The following is a 20933-nucleotide window of genomic DNA, read 5'->3' as shown; positions in this document are numbered from 1 at the left end:
AACTGAGGGAGTTGAAGAACGGAAGTAGGTGCGACAGAAACGTTCCTTTCCATTGGTGCGTTTGATACTAGGTTTGAAGCAGAGTCTGTGCTTAACTATGTTAAATCAAAATTTGCACGCACTATGCTTGGGGTACTGAAGATAACACAAGCCAACACTCGTGATAAGTGGGCAAAAGTTCCAAGCCAAGACTTTACACCAAACTCTGATATTGACTGAAGTAAGTCAATAGAAGAAATTGATCGTTCGCTATACAAAAAGTATAATTTAGACAATCACGAAATTGCTTTTATCGAAGCAAATGTTCACGAAATGGAATAGTATAACTGACATGAAAAAGAGGCTGTCCAAAAAGTTAGGTAACTGACCTTTGGTAGCCCTCTTTTATTTTTATAAAAGTACACAAAGAAATCGTCCTATCTAGTAAAATGTAGTTACCACACCAACATTTAAAAGAAAAGAAAGGACGATTCTTATGTGCAATCCGAAGATTACTACAGAAAATTATAACTCCCAATTGACCCTTTTTCCAGAGGTAGAAGAAAAAGAAAGTTGAGTTAATAAATAAAAATAAAGCTACTTTGCTCTTGGTTATAAGAACGCTGGTACTAGGCCATGAAAGATGGTTGATGTTAAGTCATTTTTTTTAATGAAAATGGAAGTAATCTTTTATGTAAAAGTTTACATTCAACAAAACTAAAAGAATCCTAAATAAATATGATTCTTTTAGTTTTGTTAAATTTTATTTATCTTGTTTCACTAGTTCATTTGATGATGATTTGTTTAGGAATCTTCACAGTTATCTTTCTTGGTTATCATAATATGTTTTATCTGCGTATTTTTTATCATTTCCTTTTAGATAGGTTAAGATTACTTTTGGATTTTTAAGTAAAGCCCATTCTCCATATTTATCAAATCTTCTGCATGAAGTTATCATTCCATTTTTAATTGTACCGAATTTCTTATTATTTTGCTTTCCCCATACTTTTAACCGTTTAGCGAAATCTGCATCTTCTGCCATAAGCATGTTTTCATTAAATCCGTTGATTGCCATAAAGTCTTTTCTATAGCACCAAAAAATCCCTACAGATATAGCTCCATACTTAAAAAGTAAGGGGATTATTATTAACATTGCGGAAACGAATATTCCTAAAGATATTCTTTCAAACTTCCCAGTTACCCCACCACCAATGTATTTACCTGAAGCTAAATATTTATCTACATTAGACAACATAGACTCTGTCATTTGGGTATCAGCGTCTATAGTAATGATTATTTCTCCACTAGCTATTTGGGCCCCTGCATTTCGGATTTTGGATAAGTTTTTATCGTTATTTTTTAATGTAATACAGTTATAGGACTTTGCTATTTCTTCTGTGTTATCTGTGCAACGATTTAAAACAACTATGACTTCAGTTTGATCTTTATATGCCTCTGATGCCTTTGCAATTGAATCCAAACATTTTCTAATGTACTTTTCTTCATTGTGTGCAGGGATTATAATAGAAAACTTCACATCTTTTTTAAAATTGACTCCTGAAGATTCGTTTGTTTCAGTCATAATATTCCCCCTTATTTTATAAAGTAAATATCTACTATACATAACATATATTAATATTTATTAACGTTTATTAACATTTATTAGGTTGTATTATAGAAACTGAAGGTAAACTATTATTTAAAAGTTTACTTTGGAGTATTTAAAAAATAACAGTAAACAAAAGCAACTCCAAAGCTAATTGATTTCGCTTGTACAACCGTCTAAGCATTTTCGCCAAAACGACATATTCTGAGATAGACATATACTTGAAAGAGTTGGTGGAAAATGTTTATTAAATGGATTAATGAAGCCAGTCAGATTCAACTGTCTCAAAAATTAGCAATTGAGCATGATATTTCCCCAGGCAATATGACATTTCAATTCGGTTCCTGGAAACAACCTATACAAATTCATATTAGCAGTGATTTCCCAGATGATATGATCGGTTTACCACAACATTGGAAGGATTCATTCACCATTCCAGACACACTTCCCTATGAATTGAAGCGAAATAACACGATCCTAAACCTCGGGCCTGTGATTGCGTTAATTGTCTTTTCTGATTTAAAGGAAATGACAATATCAAAATTGAATAAATACCGTGCTTATTTCTTTGATTACTCAAATATTCAAGGGCTGGTCTATCTGTGTGCATGGAACACAATTGATACTCAAAAAAAGCAAATAAAAGGGTTTTATTATGATCCAAACGCGAGGGGACGTTCAAACCGTTGGAAGCTTGGTACGTTTCCCTATCCAGGATCTTCTTATAATCGCACAGCCATGCCGAAAAGCGTATTCGATGATTTGCAATCAATAATGGGAGATTGTGTATTCAACAGCTTTTCTCCGGGTTCTTTCAACAAGTGGGAGCTTTGGAAACGTCTTTCCCCCATCGCAGAGCTTCGTTCACACCTTCCTGCTACTGAGCTCCTGACTGACATGACTGTGCTGGATAGCATGCTCGAACAATATGATTCTATTTATTTAAAACCGACAGGTGGAACCCTTTCAAGAGGAATCAGGAAGATGGAGAAAAGTCAAACTGGCTACCTTGTTATTTATCCTTCTTTTCAAAATCCAAATGGTTTCTATCTTAAACATTTAGAAAATCTCGAGAATAGTGAGCAATGGTTTAGTAAGCTTAAAAACAAGGGTTACATAGCCCAGCAGGCTATAACGATGAAAAGGTATCAAAACAGACCTATAGATTTCAGAGTGATTATGCAAAAGGATGGAAAAGGGAACTGGGGTTGCCCAGGTGTATTCGGTAAGTTCGGGAAAAGTGGAGGTATTATTACAAATTTTTCTCGTGCTGGTTTTATCCGTTCTGGTGTGGAATCTTTCCAGCTAGCATTCGGTATGAATGCTAAAAAAGCACAAAATAAAGTAGAGGAGCTAAAAAAGATTGCATTTCAAATTTGTCGTGTTTTTGACCAATATGGCAACTACGGAGACCTTGGGATTGATCTAATGGTGGACGAAGATGGCGGAATATGGATTCTAGAAGTAAATACTAAAGATACGTATCATCGTTTTCCACTTCATATGAATGATAAGAAACTATATAAGAAAGTAGTCACTGCACCATTTCGATACGGCAAATTTCTAGCAGGCTTTTCAGAATAATTAAATCAATTCCTAATAAACTCTCATCTGTAAATGTCGATAATAACTATAGCACCATCATATTGAAGCACATACATGTTTTTTCCGATTTTATTTATACGCCCAAACGAAAATAGGTAGAAATGTGTCTAAAGAATGATATTTGTCATATTTATGAAAATTATGAAGAATTATGTAGAATTTTGTTGAAAAGTACATTTTTCCGATGTAGTATGAAAGTATCAATTGAAAAAGGCAAACCCGTCGAAAGGCGGGGACGCAAAGCCACGGGTCTAAGGCGAAAGTGCTAGGATAGCCGGGTTGCCAAAAAGAACTGGATATTTTGTTAATGGTTTTTTATTGACTAACATTCATTTTTGTCCATCATTCTTTTTTGGGGTGGGCTTTTTCTCTTGTAAATAAAGAAAGGAGTGGAAAAAGGGAAAGAGTTTCTACGACTCATCTTCTTTTCAGTATTAGGATTTGCAATTATTTTTAATTATTTTCGGGAAGGGTGGAGATCAGGGTGACTGTTTTATTTGGTTCTGTTGAGTACTTTGAAAAAGAAATTCTAAATGCTGCAGCACAAGGCCATATAAATAATCTGACTCATGATCATATTTCGATGATCTACTCTAGGTTAAAGAATGAATTGCTTAATGATTTTGTCTGTGAAGAAAGAATCCGAGTGGAGTGCCTTAAAAATCTTACACAGGCATCTTGTAGATTATTCAAATTAGAAATGAGTGCGACAGCCGAGTGAGATATCAAATTGTAGATGTAATATCTAAGAGACAAAAAGTAACAGTTAAATGTTTGGATATGCAAGAAGATGCATGGTTAAAGGTCTCCTTGAATCCTGATACTCTCGAATGTATTGACAAGCTTATCCCAGACAGTTTACAAAACTTTGTTGAATCAAAACAAGAAAACATACGCGAGTATTTAATCAATCTCAATGAAATAGTGAATGAAAAAAAATCTGCATAGTGTAAGGTGCAGATTTTTTTTTACCAAAAATAAACTTCTCGAATAAAGCTCTAACACTCTGGGAGGCAGGTACCCTAGCCCAGTTGGAACAGAAAAAATATTACTTTCTAGCGAACAGTGGCAGCCACTGTTCGCTGTTATAAGGTGTTTATTCTGTTTCTTCTTCTCCAGAAGGCCGAGTTGTTTGGGTTGGAAGGGTATTCCAAAAGCTTGTATCCACTTTTTCAATTGAACCATCGGCGATAGCTCTCGTTGTTGCATCAAGGGTGGTTATCGTTTGCTTAATCAAATAACCATTGCTTTTTTGTCCGAGCACGTAAGACTCATAGTTGTGATCAGACATGCCTCGCATTTCAAAAAGAAGTGTTGAAATATCGTATTGAACTGCTGCACCGTTGCGGCCAATTGTTTCCTCTGAACCGCCATTGTATTTTCCGATATTTCCCCATCCCTTTGAGTTAATAGCATTGAACACGACAGCCCCTAATTTTTTAGACCGTTCTAGTACCTCCGGCTTAACATTCCGATTTGTCGGATAAAGGATGGAACCTGATGCATATTTCCCGTCTACTTCACTTTGAGATCCTTGATGATGGAGATCAATCATATAATCAATTTTGTACTTTTTTAGCACATTATTATGTAAGGCTTGGGTCTCTGGATGTATTTTGGCAACATGGTCACGATTTAAATCGGCACCAACAGCATTATAGCGAGTCAAATGCCTTCCGCCGTCAGCAACATAGTCATCAAGGGAAAAGTTTACATCGCCCATAGCTCCATCAGCATTTAGCATTGGTACGACAAGGATGTTTACCTGATCAAGAACCCCTTTCATTTTATCCGTTCCTAAGTGTTTAATAAATTCTAGAGCACCTTCCGTCGTCAGTTGTTCATTGCCATGTTGTTGGGTTAAATAGAGAATGGTAGGATTGCTAGGGTTAGATATATATTTCGCGAGGTAAATATCTCGGCCTTTTACTGTTTGACCAATGACTTCTAGTTTCATGGCATCTTGTTTTGCATCTTGGGTTTTAAGATTATCAACTAGTTCATTGTATGTATGTAGGATAGAAGTCTGAATCGACTCATTTCCGCCATAGTTTGGCCCTTCACCCACTGCACCAACTGAAATAGGAACGCTTACAATTCCGCCGATTGCCATTAAACCAGATAAAGATAATGCTAAAACTTTCTTTTTCATAATAGAACCTCCAACTCGTAAAATTATAACAAAATTCGAAAAATTCGTTATACGAAGAATATTATATATAAAATAGTAGCATGTACATAGTGATTAATTACTGAATTTCCTATACTACTAATTCCCTATTAAAACCCGATTTTGAGAATCAAAATGGCTGATTTATTCTTCTGCCTTCTGTACATTCCAGATGAAGTAGAAATTATGGAATATGATACGGTTGATCAATCCTTCAGGACAATCAACAAAAGGTCGATAGTTTAAAATGAATCACTATCAAGCAATTATTTTGGCATTAGATGATTTAGGCGGGGAAGGAACCATCAGAGAAGTTTACGCTAACTAATAATTAATGAATATCTTACTTAGGTTTATTAAGTGGAAATATCCATAGATGTTTGTTAAAGATTTGTAATCCATGGCGATCAAGGAATTTCGCTATTCGTCTGTTAAAAAGAAGTCACTGAACCATTTCGATACGGCAAATTTCTAGCAGGCTTTTTCAATAATATAAAATAAAAAGAAGCTTCCTCGTTGTGGAAGCTTTAGTTATGCTTATGTGTTTGTAATTAAATTTCAATAATGATCGGGAGAATCATTGGCTTTCTCTTCGTTTTTGCGAATAAAAATTGGCCTACCGATTTTTTAATATTTTGTTTGATTACATTCCACTGCCGAATATCCTCTGCTTGTAAGTCATTTACCGTTTTTTTAACAAGGCGGTTAATTTCTTTTAGGAGATCTTCAGAATCTTTTACGTATACGAACCCGCGAGTAATCGTGTCAGGTCCTTGAATAATTTTTCTCTCTGCTTTACTTAATGTTAAAACAATAACGACCATTCCATCTTCAGAAAGTTGTTTTCGGTCTCGTAACACGATTTCCCCTACATCGCCGACGCCCATTCCGTCAACATACGTATCCCCCGACGGAATCCTCCGAGTCTGACGGGCAATTGAGGTTTCGATATCAACAACATCACCATTTTTAATAATAAATGTGTTTCCTGTCTCGACTCCAACCGATTCCGCGAGCAAACGATGATGGTGCAGCATTCTAAATTCACCATGAACTGGAATAAAATAGGTTGGTTTCATTAGAGTAAGCATGAGCTTTAAGTCTTCCTGGTATCCATGTCCAGATACATGCATTCCGGTTGTGCTCCCTGTTCCATAAATCACTTTAGCCCCCAGTTGAAATAAGTTGTCAATAATACGTGAAACATCTTTTTCATTCCCGGGTATTGGGGATGCTGCTAAAATAACGGTGTCTCCGGGGTAAACGGAAATATCCCGAAAATTTCCGCTAGCAAGACGGGCAAGAGCAGCCATTGGCTCTCCCTGACTCCCCGTACATAGAATGGCAACCTTTTCAGGTGCTAGTCGATCGACCTCCTTTGCCTCAATCAGCATCCCATCTGGAATAGTTAAATATCCACGTTCGATCGCTACTGAGACGACATTAACCATGCTTCGGCCAAGCAATGCAAGCTTTCGATTCGTCCGAATGCAAGCTTCGACCACTTGCTGAACACGATTCACATTGGAAGCGAAGGTCGATATAAAGATTTTCCCATCAGCTTTCATGAAAGCCTCGATCATATGACTGCCTACCATTCGCTCTGATGGTGTCAGGCCCGTACGTTCTGCATTTGTACTTTCAGAGATTAAAACTATGACACCTTGATTACCGATATCGGCCATTTTATGAATATCTGAATATTGGTTATTCGCAGGTGTTAAATCGAATTTAAAGTCTCCAGTATGGACAACATTTCCTTCAGGTGTATGAAAAACAATCCCTAAACAATCAGGAATACTGTGGCTTACTTTGAAAAAGGATGCCTTCATTTCTCCCAGCTCAAGCTTAGAATCTGAATCAATTGGAATGAGTTTTGTATCCCTTGTAAGCCGATGCTCATCTAGTTTTAATTCAATTAATCCAAGTGTAAAACGTGTGCCATAAATGGGGACATTTATTTTTCGTAAGAGGTAAGGAATCCCCCCAATATGATCTTCGTGCCCATGTGTAACAATTAAAGCACGGATTTTTTCCTTATTCTCTTCTAAGTAAGTAACATCGGGAATAATTAAATCAATTCCTAATAAACTCTCATCTGGAAATTTACCTCCGCAGTCGATAATGACGATATCATCTGCATATTGGACCACATACATGTTTTTTCCGATTTCATTTATACCGCCTAAAGCGAAAATAGATAATGTATTTTCAGTGGTTTGCAACTGAATTCCTCCTAATTCCAATTAGATAGTGTTAGTATTCCATTTTTAAAAATCTTTATTTAGTTAAATCATGAGGGAATTCAAATACAGTTAGGTTTCCTGCTTAGAGTTTTTTAGTCTAACGTTAAATCATATCCATTACCAATTTGTGTTAAAATTAGTTAGTGTAATTGGAGGGATGATAATGCTGGAAGTTCAATTGGAGGCAATTGAAAAGGAGAAAAGAAATTTATTTTTTGATTATCTCCTTATAGCAGATGAAAGCGAAGAGATTGTCATAAAGTACATAAATGATGGAGAGATGTTCTCCATTTGCTGCGAAGGAAAAATTGCAGGAGTTGTTTTATTTATGTTCCATCCGAACGGAATCGTTGAGCTTAAAAATATTGCTTTAACCGAAGATTATCGAGGGAAAGGGCTAGGAAAATTAGTAGTTAATGAGGCTTTCGATTTATATAAAATTAAGGGACTACATAAAATGATTGTTGGAACTGCTAATTCAAGTATTGAAAACTTAGCTTTTTATCAAAAGTTAGGTTTTAGAATGGTTGAAATAAAAAAGGATTTCTTTAAAAATTATCCAGAACCTATTTATGAAAATGGGATCAGGGCCATGGATATGGTGATGTTTGAGAAAGAATTATAAAGTGAAGGGGGGCTGGCTATGCAAATCAAGGTCTTTGGTGAAAGAAATGAAGATACAGAATACAAAAGGAGACCGGCAGTTTACGGTTTAATGTTTAACGAGCCGAAAGATAAAATCGCCGTGATCCAAAAAAGTGATGGTAAGTATTTTCTCCCTGGCGGCGGCATTGAAAATAATGAAACACATGAACAGTGTTTAAAAAGAGAAGTACTTGAGGAAATGGGCATGGCAGTGGAAATAGGTTCCTTTATTGGCTGTGCCCAAAGATATTTTTATTCGACTAATGAACATTCTTATTATTTCAGCGAGGGCCATTTTTATTTGAGCCAAATCGGGAAACAGCTTGGAAGACCATTAGAAGAAGACCATTTCCTCCATTGGATTGAACCGATTCAAGCGATAGACTGTTTATTTCACGAGCATCAAAGCTGGGCAGTGAACGAGGCGCTAAAGCTATACTAAAAACCTTGATTCCTAACATCTTGTGAAGTATTGGCCCCTCCATCGCCAAATACTATGATAGCCACTCATGCTATCCCCGCTACTAACTACTATAACGTTACAATATTACTAACCCATGTCTTAGATGTTATAGATCCTTTAATCTTTCATTAAGTAACGATGAAGAATGCATAAGAGAACTTAGTGCTTGAACAGCATCTTCTGTTTTACGGCCAGCAGGTGCAATCTGTATTCCAATTTTGACAATGGAAAAGTGAAAGATCTGACAAATAACATGAAACTGCAGCCAAATTATTGTGACATCTCAGTTATACTAAGATCCAAGCACACATCGCTCGTTTATCTACAACTTACTTTACATTCTTTTCCAACATTGGTATTCTTAAATCGTAAGTAGTAAGTAATAAGTGATAACCACTTATTTTATGAACTAGGAGGGACGTTATGAAGGAACTTAGTTTTGCGCAAAACTTTTCCATGATAGCACTCAACGCCCAAGATAGTCTTCATTTAACTAACGCCAAGAAAGTATCCTTGCGTTGTATGGCTGGTGCAACGATTCTAGAATTATATTTGGACAACGGCTTTACAAGGGAGGGCGATATCCTTACTTTTAAAAGGGAGAATTTAGAGTTTCCTTCGATTACTATGTATCAAGAAACTGTTTTAAAGGCTCTTATTGGTAAAATTGAAACGATAAGTGAGACGCTTCCTGATTATCTCACGAAAGTTACCAAGCTATCTAAAAAGATATTGAAAGAAGTTGAGCACTCTTTTGCCGTTTCCCTGTTAGGAGCGAATGCTTTGGAAGAAATTCCTGCACTTATTGGTTGTGATTTGGAATATGTAACAGCTGATATTTCGATGAAGGAATACCGGAGCAATCCAGAACTCTATATAAGATTGACGGAAAGTCTTCGTGCTGAGATTTTAGAAGACGGGCCAATGACAGATGAAACAATCCTTATGCTTTGGTTGTTACGGGAAAGCGGATGTCTTTATGATCTTTTCTCTAGGGAAGAATTGAAACGAGTTGCAGCTCGCATATATGAATTACTCGATAACAGTTCTTTGGCTAAACGGATTTTACCAATTAATATTCATAAATCCTTTGAAACCGCTGTAAAAAATTTTTTAAAAATAAAGAAGGAAGTTATGTCTACTCCTTCAGGTTCAGGAATCAATTTTATCTTTCCGGTAATTGAACGATCGCAATCTATTTTTATTGATACGGAAGAGTTTTTTTCAAAGAAAGAAGACCGTTTGCGTGATGTTAAAGCGAGGCTGGAAAGCAAAGGTCACGTCTTTACGGTGATACGTGAGGGAGAAGTACCCCTTATCAAGATCGATAATGTCCTATATGAAGCCGTACCATCTGCCAAACAATATAGAATACCTGTTCATGGTGTCCGTTTAAGAAAATATCCACTATCCTTATAGCAAGGGGGATGAAAATGTCCCGGCAACGTTCAATGGAAAAAATATTGGCTTCCGAATTTGTATCCATCGGAGAACTGGTACGTCTAAGTGGATGTCGTTACAGTACCCTAAAATTCTATACGGAAGAAGGGATGCTTCCTTTCAAGCAGGAACAAGAAAACCTGACTCGCCGGTTCCCCAGAGAAGAAGCATTATTAAAAATCAAAGAAGTACAGGACTTGAAAAAACAGGGTCTTAGTATTCCGGAAATAAAAGAAAGACTAGTTAAAAAATAGCTAACTATTCATTTCAAACAATAAAACGGCAGAGAAATCACTGCCGTTTTAATATTTTTTTTAGTGACTCTTATCAAGGTTATAAGCGACCGAAGAGCAGAAAAAACAGAGAGTCAGGTCGCCAATAAAAAAATGCTGTTCCTAATGTTATTGAACAAAACTTTGTAGGGCAGCCTTTCTATTTTGCGATGATATTAAATTCATCAGGAAATATCTACGCACTAAAAACGAATTAAACATCTGGATGTTTCTCAAACTGAAAAAACAAGAGTCCCTTGATTCTAATGATCAAAGGGACTCTGTTGTGTTCCATGAAGCGGGTTAAGGACCAGCGGAATAAAATCTGCATAGCTGTCGATGTGAAAATCGGCGTCAATATTGGGATTTTGAAAGGCAACGGTTTTGATATGTAATTGTCTTGCGGGTATTAAATCTAGATCCCGGTCACCCACAACCAAATCAATACGGTGGCTTTTCAGGACATATTCATAGGAAGAACAATGAGGTTTTCTCGTGAAGCCTTGTTCTTCAACGGCAACAATTTCTTTAAAATACTTGGCTAGATGGAATTTTTCAAGGAGATAAATGGTGGATTCCTTATCTCGATGAGTCACAATAATATTGTTTTCGACAGCAGCTAAAACATCCTCTAGGTGATCAAAGGGCTTGCTGTGCAGCTTTGAATAATGAATATGTATTTTTTGGTATTCTTCTCTCAGATCCTCACTAATACAATAGTGTTTAAAGGCGGTTTTGGAATCAATTTTTAGCCATTTCAACACTTCACTGCGGTCAAGGTCCTTTTGGCTTAATTTTAGGATACCTTCAACAAGTGCTGGATATGTATCAAATAAGGTTCCATCGAAATCCCACAATATGTTCATAATAATCACTCCCATCAATAAAGTTACCCTAAAGATGTTATCATATACAGCTGCTATTGCTAAGTCTTGACAAACATTAAGAATATTTATGCTTTTTGTAAAATTATTGTATTGCCTAATAACTTCGTCCTTTTTTTATGTTATAAAGGGAGTGTGAATAAATGGTTTCAGTTATGATTACTACGTAAAAAGAAAGGTGCTGTTAACTTTGTTAAATTCCACCGTCCTTCAACATGATTATAAACTGAATTCATTCCATCCTATTATGAAATACAATGGAACGAGGAAAGTAAAAAATGTCATCTTACTAATCGGTGATGGGATGGGATTTTCTTATACCACCGGTCTTCGCTACTTCAATCATGATTCCCAAAAAGGATTTATGAATCCCACTATATTTGATCAATACTTTGTCGGATCCCAATCAACTTATTCATTAGATAAAGAAAGTAATATTACTGATTCTGCTGCAGCAGGTACGGCTTTAGCGACGGGTTATAAAACCTATAACGGAGTACTTGGTTTAAACATTGATAAACAAGCTGTTCCCACTGTTTTAGAATATGCAAAATTTCGTGGCAAGTCTACTGGCCTAGTAGGAACAAGTCAAATCAATCACGCAACATTAGCGGCATTTGCCTCGCATATTGAATCACGAGAACAATATGATCAAATTGCTGATGATTATCTCGATGAACGAATAGAAGGTAAACATAAAATAGATGTGATGCTCGGGGGAGGAACATCCTATTTCTTTAGGAATGACCGAAATTTAATAGAAGAGTTTGTTAAAAATGGTTTTGGATATGTGACCAACTTGCAAGAGCTTGTTACGAATAAAACAGAGCAGCTGCTTGGCTTATTTGCACCAATAGAGCTGTCGAAACAAATTGACCGCGATCCGACAATTCCGTCCCTTTCCCAAATGACGAAAGCTGCCCTTCAACGCTTACAGCAAAATCCAAATGGCTTTTTTCTTTTAGTGGAAGGAAGTCAAATAGATTGGGCGGGGCATGACAATGATATCGTTGGGGCAATGAGTGAAGTTAAAGACTTTGAAGCAGCGTTTAAAGAGGCGATTGAGTTCGCTTCCGATCGGGAGGATACGATTGTCATTGCGACAGCTGATCACTCAACCGGAGGAATGAGCATCGATCGAAATGATAATTATAAATGGAATCCAAGTGTGATTAAATCGATTACCTCAACACCGTTTGTGATTGCCAGCAGATTGCATGAAACAAAAAACATGACAACTTTAAAGCATCACATGAACTTTCCACTTCATGAAGAGGACTTGAATACCATCCAATTAACGCTGGAGATGGAAGTAGAAGATACACGGCAAGCACTTATTAACATTATCAATCACTATTCCAGTACGGGCTGGACAACCAAAGGGCATACGGGTGAGGATGTTCCCGTTTATGCGTATGGTCTAAATAGACATTTGTTTAGCGGCAGAATGGAAAACAGTGATATTGCAAGGATTCTTTTTCAGATTATGGATTAAAATAACCATTAGAAATACTCTTTGAAATCAGGATCAACTTATATCAAGTAAAGAGCAAGGTAGAAAAAATAGCACCAGGGGAGCACCATCTGAATGCGGGTGGTGTTTTATTATTTTTGTAGACTATCAGATATTTGATAATTGGAGATTAAAGCGATGGAGTAACAAGGATAGGATAGTAATGAAAAGCATGAAATGCCTCAGTGGATTATCAAGGACAAAGAAGTGTACAAAGTGGAATCAAAATAACTAATCGAATCATGAAATCTATCATCCATCACAACTCCTTTAGGATTTGGTTTTTTATAAGTTTAGTATATAAGTAATTTGTTAACTATTTATATGTTAATTGTAAATTTATTGTCAAATTCCCCTCAGGTATGAACTAGGCGCACAGTGACTGGCACTGTTAGCATTCTGACAGAATTAAAATAGTAAAAGCCACATGATTCTCACAATAACGGGTTCATTTGTGAGGTGCAAAAACGTAAAACATACTTAAAATTAGACCACTAATCACAATGAATCTACTTATCAATTCACAATATTATTCACAAAAAAAATTGGCAATTTTCCGAGCAATTTTAAATATTCATTGTTTAACTAAAGCACCAGTTTGTTTAAGTGAAAACTATCACAATTCAAAAGAATAAATTCCATAAATAATTTAAGCCCAAAAATAAAAGTTACCCTTGAACCTCTACAACATTTTTGCGTTATGTCTTTACATATGGATACAAATCATAATCTTGAAAACCGGTATGAAAAACCGGTATGTTTTTACTTGTTTATAAAAGAGAAAGTCCTGTAAAACATCTAATTGTCGTATTTTTTATTTCAGATAAATTTAGCACCAAAGGTTAGAAAATTCTAATTGAGTATATCATTTGTTCCAATATGCTTTTGCTTCTTCCTCAAGCACTTTTAATCTTTTGTAATAATCAGGAAACTCGTTAAGATGAGCTAGTGCAATTTTCCCAGTAATAATAGGATCATCCCCAGTAACATTTGTTTGGCTGGATTGCTTTCCATGTTCAAGTTCAGTATTTACTCCCATCCAAAACTCATCTAAATCAAACTTACTTTTATTAAAGTCAATGCCTAAAAGTAAAGCTATTGCTGCTGCTTCCTCTTTAGAAAAGCTAGTTTTAACGATGTTTAAATTATTTGTTTGAATCCTATTTGGGTATTTGTTAATTATATTTCTTTTTGTTGGATGAGTATAGTGCATACAATAGTCAGAACCGCGTTCCGCAGCCAATGCATCTGCTTTAGTTACATGAACAGTACCCAATGGATGTTGTGGGGGAGCATATATCGAGTAAAGTTTTAACGGGATATTACCTGTATTGGTTACATTGTGCCATGTTCCAGCCGGTATCATAATGGCAGAATCATCATAAACTTTTTTAACAAAGTTTAAATTATCTTTTCTCTTGCCCATTTGAACAATCCCTTGGCCTTGTTCAATACGTAAAAATTGGTCAACGTTAGGATGAATTTCTAAACCGATATCTTCACCAACTTTAAGACTCATTAATGTCACTTGCAAATGATTTCCTGTCCATAAAGCGGTACGATAGGTATTGTTTTGCTTCGTAGCCTCATTGATATTCACTACAAATGGTTCAGACCCATAATCTTTTAACTGAATTTTATTTCTTTCCTTTGATGATTGTAAAAAACCCAATCGATTAGTATCAATAGTCCAGTAATTGGGCTGTCTTACATTGTTAAACATTGGTGCATTAACATAATAAGGATTTTGATATTGATATTGGTTTGGATACAAACAATGAGCATCGTACATTTTTCTTAACTCCTTCATAGATTAATTAAATTATCCTATGCACTATGTTAAGGGAATGTACTTATATTCAGGGTGACCTATAAGGAATTGAAGTTAGCCCTAAACATTTGCTCAATTTAATGGAACTATTTGAACGCAAGTTAAAGACCATCTTCAACTGCACGATAGTTTAAGTACAAAAAATCACAATCTTTACATTTAGCTTAACATAAATATATAATTGGATTCTTGAATCGTATAAATATTTTGAATTTCATACTCGAATTCACACTATAAATCACACCTAATTCAAATCCACTCCAATAATTATTTCTATCCCTTAGAATTACCTTGCGTATTCGGTTGTGAATAAGACATAAAATCACGTAATACCTTGATATGATAACAAAAAAACACACTGATTTCTTATGTGAAATACAGTGTGTTTTTTCTTGCGATATGTTTATTTGCACCTCTGAAGTGAACCAGTTATTCTCACAATCAGTGGGCTTTGTTTCATTTCATAAAGCGAGCTAAGAACCATTATATTAGGAACATCATTCCATTAATGCTAAACGTAATGTAGACCGACATTCGTTTACTAATTCATCATCCTTCTGATCATCTGCGTATAAAAGAAGTAAGACGATCGTGTATATTGCTTTGAACCTTCCGATTTTTTTAAATTCAGGTTGAACATCACCATATATTTTGAAAAAGTGTTCCCTGCCTTCAGCTGGTAGAAAACCATAAACGATTGATAAGTCGATTGCCGGATGGCCAATATGCGTATCCCCCCAATCTATCACTGCTGATACTCTGCCATCTTCTTTTACAAGGATATTGCGAATATGTAAATCACCATGAACGAGTGTTTTGGTTTCATCCTCTAAAGATTCTTTTATGGTAGAAAGAAATAATTGCAGCTGCTCCACTGTATTTAGGTCGATTAAACCTTTTTCCTTGGCTATTTCTATATTTGTTTCCAGCATTGGTTTTCTTTTAGGAATATTGATCCGCTCCAGCTGGTCGTATGGAATTTTCAGCTTTTCTGCCTCTATTATAGGAAAATCATGCAGCGTTCTTAAAAATTGAGCCAAAGGTTCTACCGAATCCATTCGCTGTTCAGGTGTCAACTTAGTGGGTGTTTTTCCTGATAAGATTTTGTACCCTGCAAATGGCCACGGATACTGATCTTCTGGAATGCCTTGAAATTGAGGATTCGGAATAGGGATTGGCAGCAAGGGAGCTAATACAGGAAGGAGCCGGTTCTCAGTTTGAATTAAATTTGGTGAAATTTCTCTTCTGGGAAAACGAAAAACATATCGATCATTTACGAGAAAAACGGAATTATCAAACCCTTCACCCAATACCTTCACTTTTACTGGCTTAAGCTCCGGGAACTGGTTCTCAATCATCATACCTGCTCTTTTTTCTGAAATAACCTGCTCAGGAGACCATGGCTGACTCATTCATTCACCTCCATTCTATATTTATTTACTCAAACTCTTAGAAGACAAATGGAATACATTGACTCCTTCTTCAGCTTACACTATAAGCCGCTGAAGAAGTGTGGTTATTTTTATTACACTGTCTACTTGACAGGGATATGTTAAATGATGGTTGGTTATCATTTGTTAGCCGTGTTAGGATAAATACACTGAAACTTACTAAAAGTGAAGAGCGAAATTAAAAAATGCAGCAGGTATGGATAGTAACTTTGCAGGGGAAAAGGGGCGCTTTTTGAGTTTATAAATCAAAGCGGTGGCAGCCTAAAATGAGCGAATTTAATTTTAAGGAGGATACAGGATGGATTTTGAAAATCAGATTTTTTCTAATAAAGTTATCCAGCTATTTCTTGAAAACGATTATGACAAGGTGATGAGTAATGGTAAGGAATTTACCTTTAAAAAAGGTGAATGTATTACAATACCGGGTAAATTATCTGATGAGGTATTTATTATAAAGAAAGGAAATGCAAGTGAATTTCACATTCATATAGATGGAAAAGAATGCATTATTGGCTTGTTATGTGCTGGAGATTTTATTGGATTAATGGATGTCTTTACTTCAAGGGCAAGCAGAGTATTTGCAAAGGCTTTGACAGAAGTAACGATTATTGCAGTTTCAAAACAAGAAGTCAGAAAGATTGTTGAGAATAGTCCGTCATTAACGCTTGCGTTACTGAATTATACCTCGGAGAAATATGAGGATATGGTTGAAATTCTAGAGCAAATTAGTTATGGAACAGTTGAAAATCGACTCATCTTTTTATTAAAAAAATTGAGTTTGAGTGATCAGAGGGAAAACGATAAAGAATGGTATCCTGTACCTGTCTCTATAACACATAAGGATATAGCTGGGATGATTGCTTCAACCCGAGAAACAGTAACTTTAACGATAAATAAACTTTTACAAGAAAAAATTATCCGCTATGACAACGGGAGAATCTGGATACAAATGAATATCGGAAAATAAATGTGATAGTTTTTATGATTAAAAGCTGTAGATAAATGGAAATACATAAGAAATCTTTTTATTTTCATATGTAAGCTGCCTTACATACTCCGAAAACATCTAATGCTAAAATTTCTATTGTTAAACAAAACTAAGATGTTAGGGGTAATGTATTATGAATAACATTAATTTTGAAGCTGTAAAGCAGGTTACAAACACCATAAAGGAAAATCCGGAACTTGGAATGAAAAAATGGACTGCTCACCTTAAATGGAAGGATGGCACAGAAAATGAGGCTTTTATCCGGGATTTTACCCCTTTTATTATTGATGAACCTATTGAGTTAGGAGGCACGAATAAGGGAGCTAACCCCGTTGAGTATTTAATAACAGCGGCAGTAAGTTGCTTTACGATTACGTTTGAGGTTTTTGCGAGCCAAGCAGGGATTAAACTTGAAGAAGTATCTGTAGATATTGAAGCTGATTTAAATGTAGCGGTATTTTTAGGAATAGAAGAAGGGGAACGTGGAATTTTGAATCCTGTTATCAAATTAAGAGCTCTTACCTCTGCTTCTAAAGAGAAAGTGAAAGAAATAGCAAATCAAGCTCTGACGGTATCACCTGTATTAAAAAGTCTCAATACAAAGGTTGCATTAGTTGTTGAATAATTAAACAACCCCTGTTCAATAATTTGTTCATCGTTTGCTGAAAACAAAGGACCTTCTTCAAAAGCGAAAAAGTTATGAGCCTAAGAAAAACCAGAAAGCTTTAACAACAAGCTTAACAGCTCAAACTAATTGCTATATGGAGGAGGTCTATTCAATTCAAAAGCTAAGAAGGCCGGCTAGGAGGGAAGCATTAATGAATCGGTATAAGAAAACACGATGGCTGGTTGTTATAGGAGCTGTGTTAGTACAAATATGTTTAGGCTCGATATATACATGGAGTTTATTTAACCAGCCGCTAATTGATAAATTTGGCTGGGATCAGTCAGCTATTGTTTTAACTTTCTCTATTACTGTTGCAATGTTTGCTTTTTCCACAATTTTCGCAGGAAAATTGCAAAATAAAATAGGTCCTAAAAAGGTTGCAATTTTAGGGGGACTTTTACTAGGAATAGGTTTAATTCTATCAAGTAAAGCAACATCCTTAATTGAATTGTATATTTATTTTGGGGTCATCGGTGGTACTGGTGTAGGGACAGCTTATGTTGCCCCTTTGACGACATGCATCAAATGGTTTCCGGATAAAAGGGGATTTATTACAGGAATAGCTGTTAGCTCCTTTGGATTAGGAAGTTTAATATTTAAATCTCTTGTTTTAGATTTAATTCTCACAAAAGGAGTTTCTCAAACGTTTTTGTATCTTGGAGTGATTAATCTAATATTAATTGTGCTCGGGGCGCAAACTTTAGCAACACCTCCAAAAGATTATGAAACCACCGGAGTTACGGAAGGGGTAGAATCAAACAGTAAGGATTCTACAAGTACTCAAATGATTAGTACCAAACAATTCTACTTATTATGGATTGTGTATTTTTTTGGGTGTATTAGTGGTTTGTTAATAATTGGACTAGCACAGGACATCGGGATTGATCTTGTAAAACTAACTCCAAGAACTGCAGCTAGTGCTGTAACGGTAATTGCGCTGTTTAATGCTGGGGGAAGACTGGCATGGGGAGTAGTATCGGATAAAATTGGAAGAAAAACATCATTATTAATAATTTATTTAACAACATCTATAGCTATGGCTATAATGAGCACAATTACTATGAATACTGTCATATTCTTTTTGTCTGTTTCGATGATAGCTTTAAGTTTTGGCGGACTTGTTACCGTAGTTCCTGCGATTACAGCTGATTATTATGGTGTCAAAAATATAGCTTCTAATTACGGAGTAGTTTTTCAAGCATTTGGCATTGCAGCGATTGCAGGGCCCATTATTGCTGCGAATTTTGGCCTTAATAATTCATTTTTAATTGCAGCTGCACTATCTATAGTTTCAATGATCATTACAATATTTATTAAACCTCCGATTGCGTTATCTCGGTAAAATGGTAAAGGCGTTTATTTTGCTAATATCGATTAAACCAAATATATTTTGGTTTTCATATGCGAGAACAAAGGGCTGCTTGATAACAAAAGCCTAAGCGGTCGTTTAGTAAATGGTATAGATGCAAGGGGAAACTGCCTAGTGCTTAGTCCTTGCCTCTCTGTATTAACTTTATTAATGGGTCCTTCAAATTTTAAGAAGGGCCCACTATCCTTTTTTAGAGATCACTACCAGGAAGGTATATCCTATTCCTGCAATATTCTTTGCTGTTTTATCTAAATATAGTTAAGGATTTCTAGAAAGATTTTTGGGGGAAATGTGTAAATAAATAACCTAAATATGGTAATATTTTATATNNATTTTATATAGATATTTTATAATTTTCGAACTGTTTGTAAAACGGTTTAATTTTAGGATATTGAAGACAATGTGTTAGCGGATTTTATTTTTCAAAGAATAATAATTAGATTAGAAAAAACATCCGATTTTGAGAGGGAGAGGATTGAACGTGCAGATTTTTGATTATCATTTATGGGCCAATAAACTTGTTTTTAAACATTTAAAAGAGCTGCCAGGTGAGGTTTGTTTTCAAGAGGTGCAAAGTGTCTTTCCTACAATATATGATACTATTTTTCACATGTATCAGGTTGATTACGTCTGGTTGCGGGTACTTAAAGGGGACAATTTTGAAAGTATCATCCAAGGTGTCACACAATTACAAGATGAAAAATTGGAAAGAAGCTTGGAAAAATTAGAACAAAATCACCTTCAATTAAGTGCGGAGTACCGAGATTTTATTGATGGACATGAAAATCTAAATGAGATTACTACTATTCACCATCCAAGTTATGGGACATTGAAAGCGAGTTACTTTGATCTGCTTCAGCACGTCGTGAACCACGGTACCTACCATCGCGGAAATATTACTGCAATTTTTAGACAACTGGGATATAAGGGAACTCAAACCGATTATGTATTTTACTTATATGAAATACAGAAATAAAAATAGGTACGGGCTGCATAGTGCGGCTCTTTTTTTGTCTTTTTCATGTAAGCAAGGAAAAAGAGTACAGCGAATAGTAACGATATTGACGATCAGTTATGGAGAAGCATTAAAAATGGAAGCTGAAATACGGCAAATCACGTGGTGAAATATTGAATATTTGGATTTGAATGAGCGTATCTTTTGAAAAGGGTATAAAACAGTTTGATTAATGGTTTTACAAAAAAGGCAGGGGATTGCAATGGATATTTGGAAAACAAATGGATTCTCTATTTCTACTAATAAAGAACATTTAGATATGGACGTAGTTCACCATTTTTTAAGTCATGAAGCATACTGGTCAAAGGGGATCGCAAAAGAAACAGTCATCAAGTCAATTGAACATACTGCTTTATGTTTTGGGGTTTATAAAGGTGAGGTTGATCATGGACGCAGTCATCAAGTCGGATTTGCGAGAGTAATATCAGATTTAGCTACATTTGCTTATCTTTCCGATGTGTTTATATTACCTGAATATCGTAAATTAGGATTATCAAAATGGTTAATGGATATTATTAGTAACCATCATGAACTTCAAGAAGTTCGCAGGTTCATGCTTGCTACTAATGATGCCCATTCCTTATATCAAAAGTATGGTTTTGAAGAGATTAGCAATCCAGAGCGACTCATGCAAAAAGTTCGGCGATCTCCGTACCAGGAGTAAAATGCTTTCTTAAGGACAAAACGAGAAGCTTTTTGACCGAAAATGTCTTTAAGAAGCCTGATTAAGGACAAAACTAGAAGTCTAATGCCCCAAAATGTCTTTAAGAAGCCTGATTAAGGACAAAA

19 protein-coding genes, 2 pseudogenes and 1 riboswitch are annotated in these 20933 nt (G+C 35.6%); of the genes and pseudogenes, 13 read left to right on the top strand and 8 right to left on the bottom strand.

Annotated features, from left to right (window positions below):
• Positions 1–799: 799 nt before the first annotated feature.
• The gene (locus V7150_RS03500) at positions 800–1561 is read right to left on the bottom strand and encodes a glycosyltransferase (protein WP_335513628.1); all 762 of its coding nucleotides are present in this window, start codon (positions 1559–1561) and stop codon (positions 800–802) included.
• Between the two features lie 264 nt (positions 1562–1825).
• Between V7150_RS03500 and V7150_RS03495 the strand changes: the two genes are divergently transcribed.
• Complete coding sequence (locus V7150_RS03495) at positions 1826–3169, top strand: YheC/YheD family endospore coat-associated protein (RefSeq protein ID WP_335513626.1); 1344 nt, start codon at positions 1826–1828, stop codon at positions 3167–3169.
• On the opposite strand, the pseudogene V7150_RS26550 reads toward V7150_RS03495, so the two are convergent.
• Positions 3165–3246: pseudogene (locus V7150_RS26550) on the bottom strand (ribonuclease J); the annotation flags it as partial. The gene V7150_RS03495 and the pseudogene V7150_RS26550 sit on opposite strands and share 5 nt — an antisense overlap.
• A 146-nt stretch (positions 3247–3392) precedes the next feature.
• Positions 3393–3477, top strand: a riboswitch (cyclic di-GMP riboswitch).
• A 197-nt stretch (positions 3478–3674) separates the two neighbouring features.
• Between V7150_RS26550 and V7150_RS03490 the strand changes: the two are divergent.
• On the top strand, positions 3675–3911 hold the full coding sequence (locus tag V7150_RS03490) for a hypothetical protein (RefSeq protein ID WP_335513625.1): 237 nt from the start codon (positions 3675–3677) through the stop codon (positions 3909–3911).
• A complete protein-coding gene (locus tag V7150_RS03485; RefSeq protein ID WP_335513623.1) occupies positions 3908–4138 on the top strand; it encodes a hypothetical protein in 231 nt (76 codons plus the stop codon). Before V7150_RS03490 ends, V7150_RS03485 begins: the two co-directional genes overlap by 4 nt.
• A 148-nt stretch (positions 4139–4286) precedes the next feature.
• Here the strand turns inward: V7150_RS03485 and V7150_RS03480 are convergent, their stop codons facing one another.
• Positions 4287–5342: a M14 family zinc carboxypeptidase gene (locus V7150_RS03480; protein WP_335513620.1), complete on the bottom strand. Its 1056-nt coding sequence runs from the start codon at positions 5340–5342 to the stop codon at positions 4287–4289.
• Positions 5343–5911: 569 nt separating this feature from the next.
• Positions 5912–7585 (bottom strand): ribonuclease J, encoded by a 1674-nt coding sequence (locus tag V7150_RS03475; RefSeq protein ID WP_335513618.1) that lies wholly within the window; start codon positions 7583–7585, stop codon positions 5912–5914.
• A gap of 184 nt (positions 7586–7769) precedes the next feature.
• On the opposite strand from V7150_RS03475, the gene V7150_RS03470 reads away from it, so the two are divergent.
• From V7150_RS03470 to V7150_RS03455, 4 genes are all read left to right on the top strand, one after another.
• Entirely contained in the window at positions 7770–8231 is a 462-nt protein-coding gene (locus V7150_RS03470; protein WP_335513616.1) for a GNAT family N-acetyltransferase, read from the top strand.
• A gap of 18 nt (positions 8232–8249) precedes the next feature.
• Entirely contained in the window at positions 8250–8693 is a 444-nt protein-coding gene (locus tag V7150_RS03465; RefSeq protein WP_335513614.1) for an NUDIX hydrolase, read from the top strand.
• A 444-nt stretch (positions 8694–9137) separates the two neighbouring features.
• On the top strand, positions 9138–10133 hold the full coding sequence (locus V7150_RS03460) for a hypothetical protein (RefSeq protein WP_335513612.1): 996 nt from the start codon (positions 9138–9140) through the stop codon (positions 10131–10133).
• A gap of 14 nt (positions 10134–10147) precedes the next feature.
• Positions 10148–10408, top strand: a complete 261-nt coding sequence (locus V7150_RS03455; RefSeq protein ID WP_335513610.1) for a helix-turn-helix domain-containing protein — start codon at positions 10148–10150, stop codon at positions 10406–10408.
• A gap of 281 nt (positions 10409–10689) precedes the next feature.
• Here the strand turns inward: V7150_RS03455 and V7150_RS03450 are convergent, their stop codons facing one another.
• Positions 10690–11292 (bottom strand): HAD-IA family hydrolase, encoded by a 603-nt coding sequence (locus V7150_RS03450; RefSeq protein ID WP_335513608.1) that lies wholly within the window; start codon positions 11290–11292, stop codon positions 10690–10692.
• 208 nt (positions 11293–11500) lie between these two features.
• Here V7150_RS03450 and V7150_RS03445 point away from each other — a divergent pair, with 208 nt between their 5' ends.
• Positions 11501–12805 (top strand): alkaline phosphatase, encoded by a 1305-nt coding sequence (locus V7150_RS03445; protein WP_335513606.1) that lies wholly within the window; start codon positions 11501–11503, stop codon positions 12803–12805.
• Positions 12806–13688: 883 nt separating this feature from the next.
• Here V7150_RS03445 and V7150_RS03440 read toward each other — a convergent pair.
• The 3 genes and pseudogenes from V7150_RS03440 to V7150_RS03430 form a co-directional block, all read right to left on the bottom strand.
• On the bottom strand, positions 13689–14036 hold the full coding sequence (locus V7150_RS03440) for a DUF5661 family protein (protein WP_335513636.1): 348 nt from the start codon (positions 14034–14036) through the stop codon (positions 13689–13691).
• A gap of 18 nt (positions 14037–14054) precedes the next feature.
• Positions 14055–14615, bottom strand: a pseudogene (locus tag V7150_RS03435) (cupin domain-containing protein); the annotation flags it as partial.
• A 536-nt stretch (positions 14616–15151) separates the two neighbouring features.
• Positions 15152–16066, bottom strand: a complete 915-nt coding sequence (locus V7150_RS03430) for a phosphotransferase (RefSeq protein ID WP_335513604.1) — start codon at positions 16064–16066, stop codon at positions 15152–15154.
• Between the two features lie 337 nt (positions 16067–16403).
• Here V7150_RS03430 and V7150_RS03425 point away from each other — a divergent pair, with 337 nt between their 5' ends.
• The 5 genes from V7150_RS03425 (at position 16404) to V7150_RS03405 (ending at position 20808) form a co-directional block, all read left to right on the top strand.
• Positions 16404–17072 carry a Crp/Fnr family transcriptional regulator gene (locus tag V7150_RS03425; protein WP_335513602.1) on the top strand — a complete coding sequence of 223 codons (669 nt, stop codon included), beginning with the start codon at positions 16404–16406 and terminating at the stop codon, positions 17070–17072.
• Between the two features lie 154 nt (positions 17073–17226).
• Positions 17227–17718 (top strand): OsmC family protein, encoded by a 492-nt coding sequence (locus V7150_RS03420; protein WP_335513600.1) that lies wholly within the window; start codon positions 17227–17229, stop codon positions 17716–17718.
• A gap of 193 nt (positions 17719–17911) precedes the next feature.
• Positions 17912–19102, top strand: coding sequence for an L-lactate MFS transporter (locus V7150_RS03415; protein WP_335513598.1), 1191 nt, complete (start codon positions 17912–17914; stop codon positions 19100–19102).
• A gap of 508 nt (positions 19103–19610) precedes the next feature.
• Positions 19611–20105, top strand: coding sequence for a DinB family protein (locus V7150_RS03410; protein WP_335513634.1), 495 nt, complete (start codon positions 19611–19613; stop codon positions 20103–20105).
• Between the two features lie 211 nt (positions 20106–20316).
• Positions 20317–20808, top strand: coding sequence for a GNAT family N-acetyltransferase (locus tag V7150_RS03405; RefSeq protein WP_335513596.1), 492 nt, complete (start codon positions 20317–20319; stop codon positions 20806–20808).
• Positions 20809–20933 lie beyond the last annotated feature (125 nt).

Source organism: Neobacillus drentensis (genome assembly GCF_036965245.1).
Lineage (GTDB): Bacteria > Bacillota > Bacilli > Bacillales > Cytobacillaceae > Neobacillus > Neobacillus drentensis_G.
Note: the sequence above shows the minus strand (reverse complement) of the source record. Positions and strands in the feature narration are given on the sequence as shown.

Bases quoted from the DNA above. Each gene is read 5' to 3' on its own strand.
- V7150_RS03480 (WP_335513620.1), bottom strand. From the start codon at position 5,342: ATGAAAAAGAAAGTTTTAGCATTATCTTTATCTGGTTTAATGGCAATC.
- V7150_RS03495 (WP_335513626.1), top strand. From the start codon at position 1,826: ATGTTTATTAAATGGATTAATGAAGCCAGTCAGATTCAACTGTCTCAA.
- V7150_RS03405 (WP_335513596.1), top strand. From the start codon at position 20,317: ATGGTTTTACAAAAAAGGCAGGGGATTGCAATGGATATTTGGAAAACA.
- V7150_RS03460 (WP_335513612.1), top strand. From the start codon at position 9,138: ATGAAGGAACTTAGTTTTGCGCAAAACTTTTCCATGATAGCACTCAAC.
- V7150_RS03440 (WP_335513636.1), bottom strand. From the start codon at position 14,036: ATGCACTATACTCATCCAACAAAAAGAAATATAATTAACAAATACCCA.
- V7150_RS03465 (WP_335513614.1), top strand. From the start codon at position 8,250: ATGCAAATCAAGGTCTTTGGTGAAAGAAATGAAGATACAGAATACAAA.
- V7150_RS03420 (WP_335513600.1), top strand. From the start codon at position 17,227: ATGAATAACATTAATTTTGAAGCTGTAAAGCAGGTTACAAACACCATA.
- V7150_RS03470 (WP_335513616.1), top strand. From the start codon at position 7,770: ATGCTGGAAGTTCAATTGGAGGCAATTGAAAAGGAGAAAAGAAATTTA.
- V7150_RS03430 (WP_335513604.1), bottom strand. From the start codon at position 16,066: ATGAGTCAGCCATGGTCTCCTGAGCAGGTTATTTCAGAAAAAAGAGCA.
- V7150_RS03425 (WP_335513602.1), top strand. From the start codon at position 16,404: ATGGATTTTGAAAATCAGATTTTTTCTAATAAAGTTATCCAGCTATTT.
- V7150_RS03415 (WP_335513598.1), top strand. From the start codon at position 17,912: ATGAATCGGTATAAGAAAACACGATGGCTGGTTGTTATAGGAGCTGTG.
- V7150_RS03455 (WP_335513610.1), top strand. From the start codon at position 10,148: ATGTCCCGGCAACGTTCAATGGAAAAAATATTGGCTTCCGAATTTGTA.
- V7150_RS03450 (WP_335513608.1), bottom strand. From the start codon at position 11,292: ATGAACATATTGTGGGATTTCGATGGAACCTTATTTGATACATATCCA.
- V7150_RS03500 (WP_335513628.1), bottom strand. From the start codon at position 1,561: ATGACTGAAACAAACGAATCTTCAGGAGTCAATTTTAAAAAAGATGTG.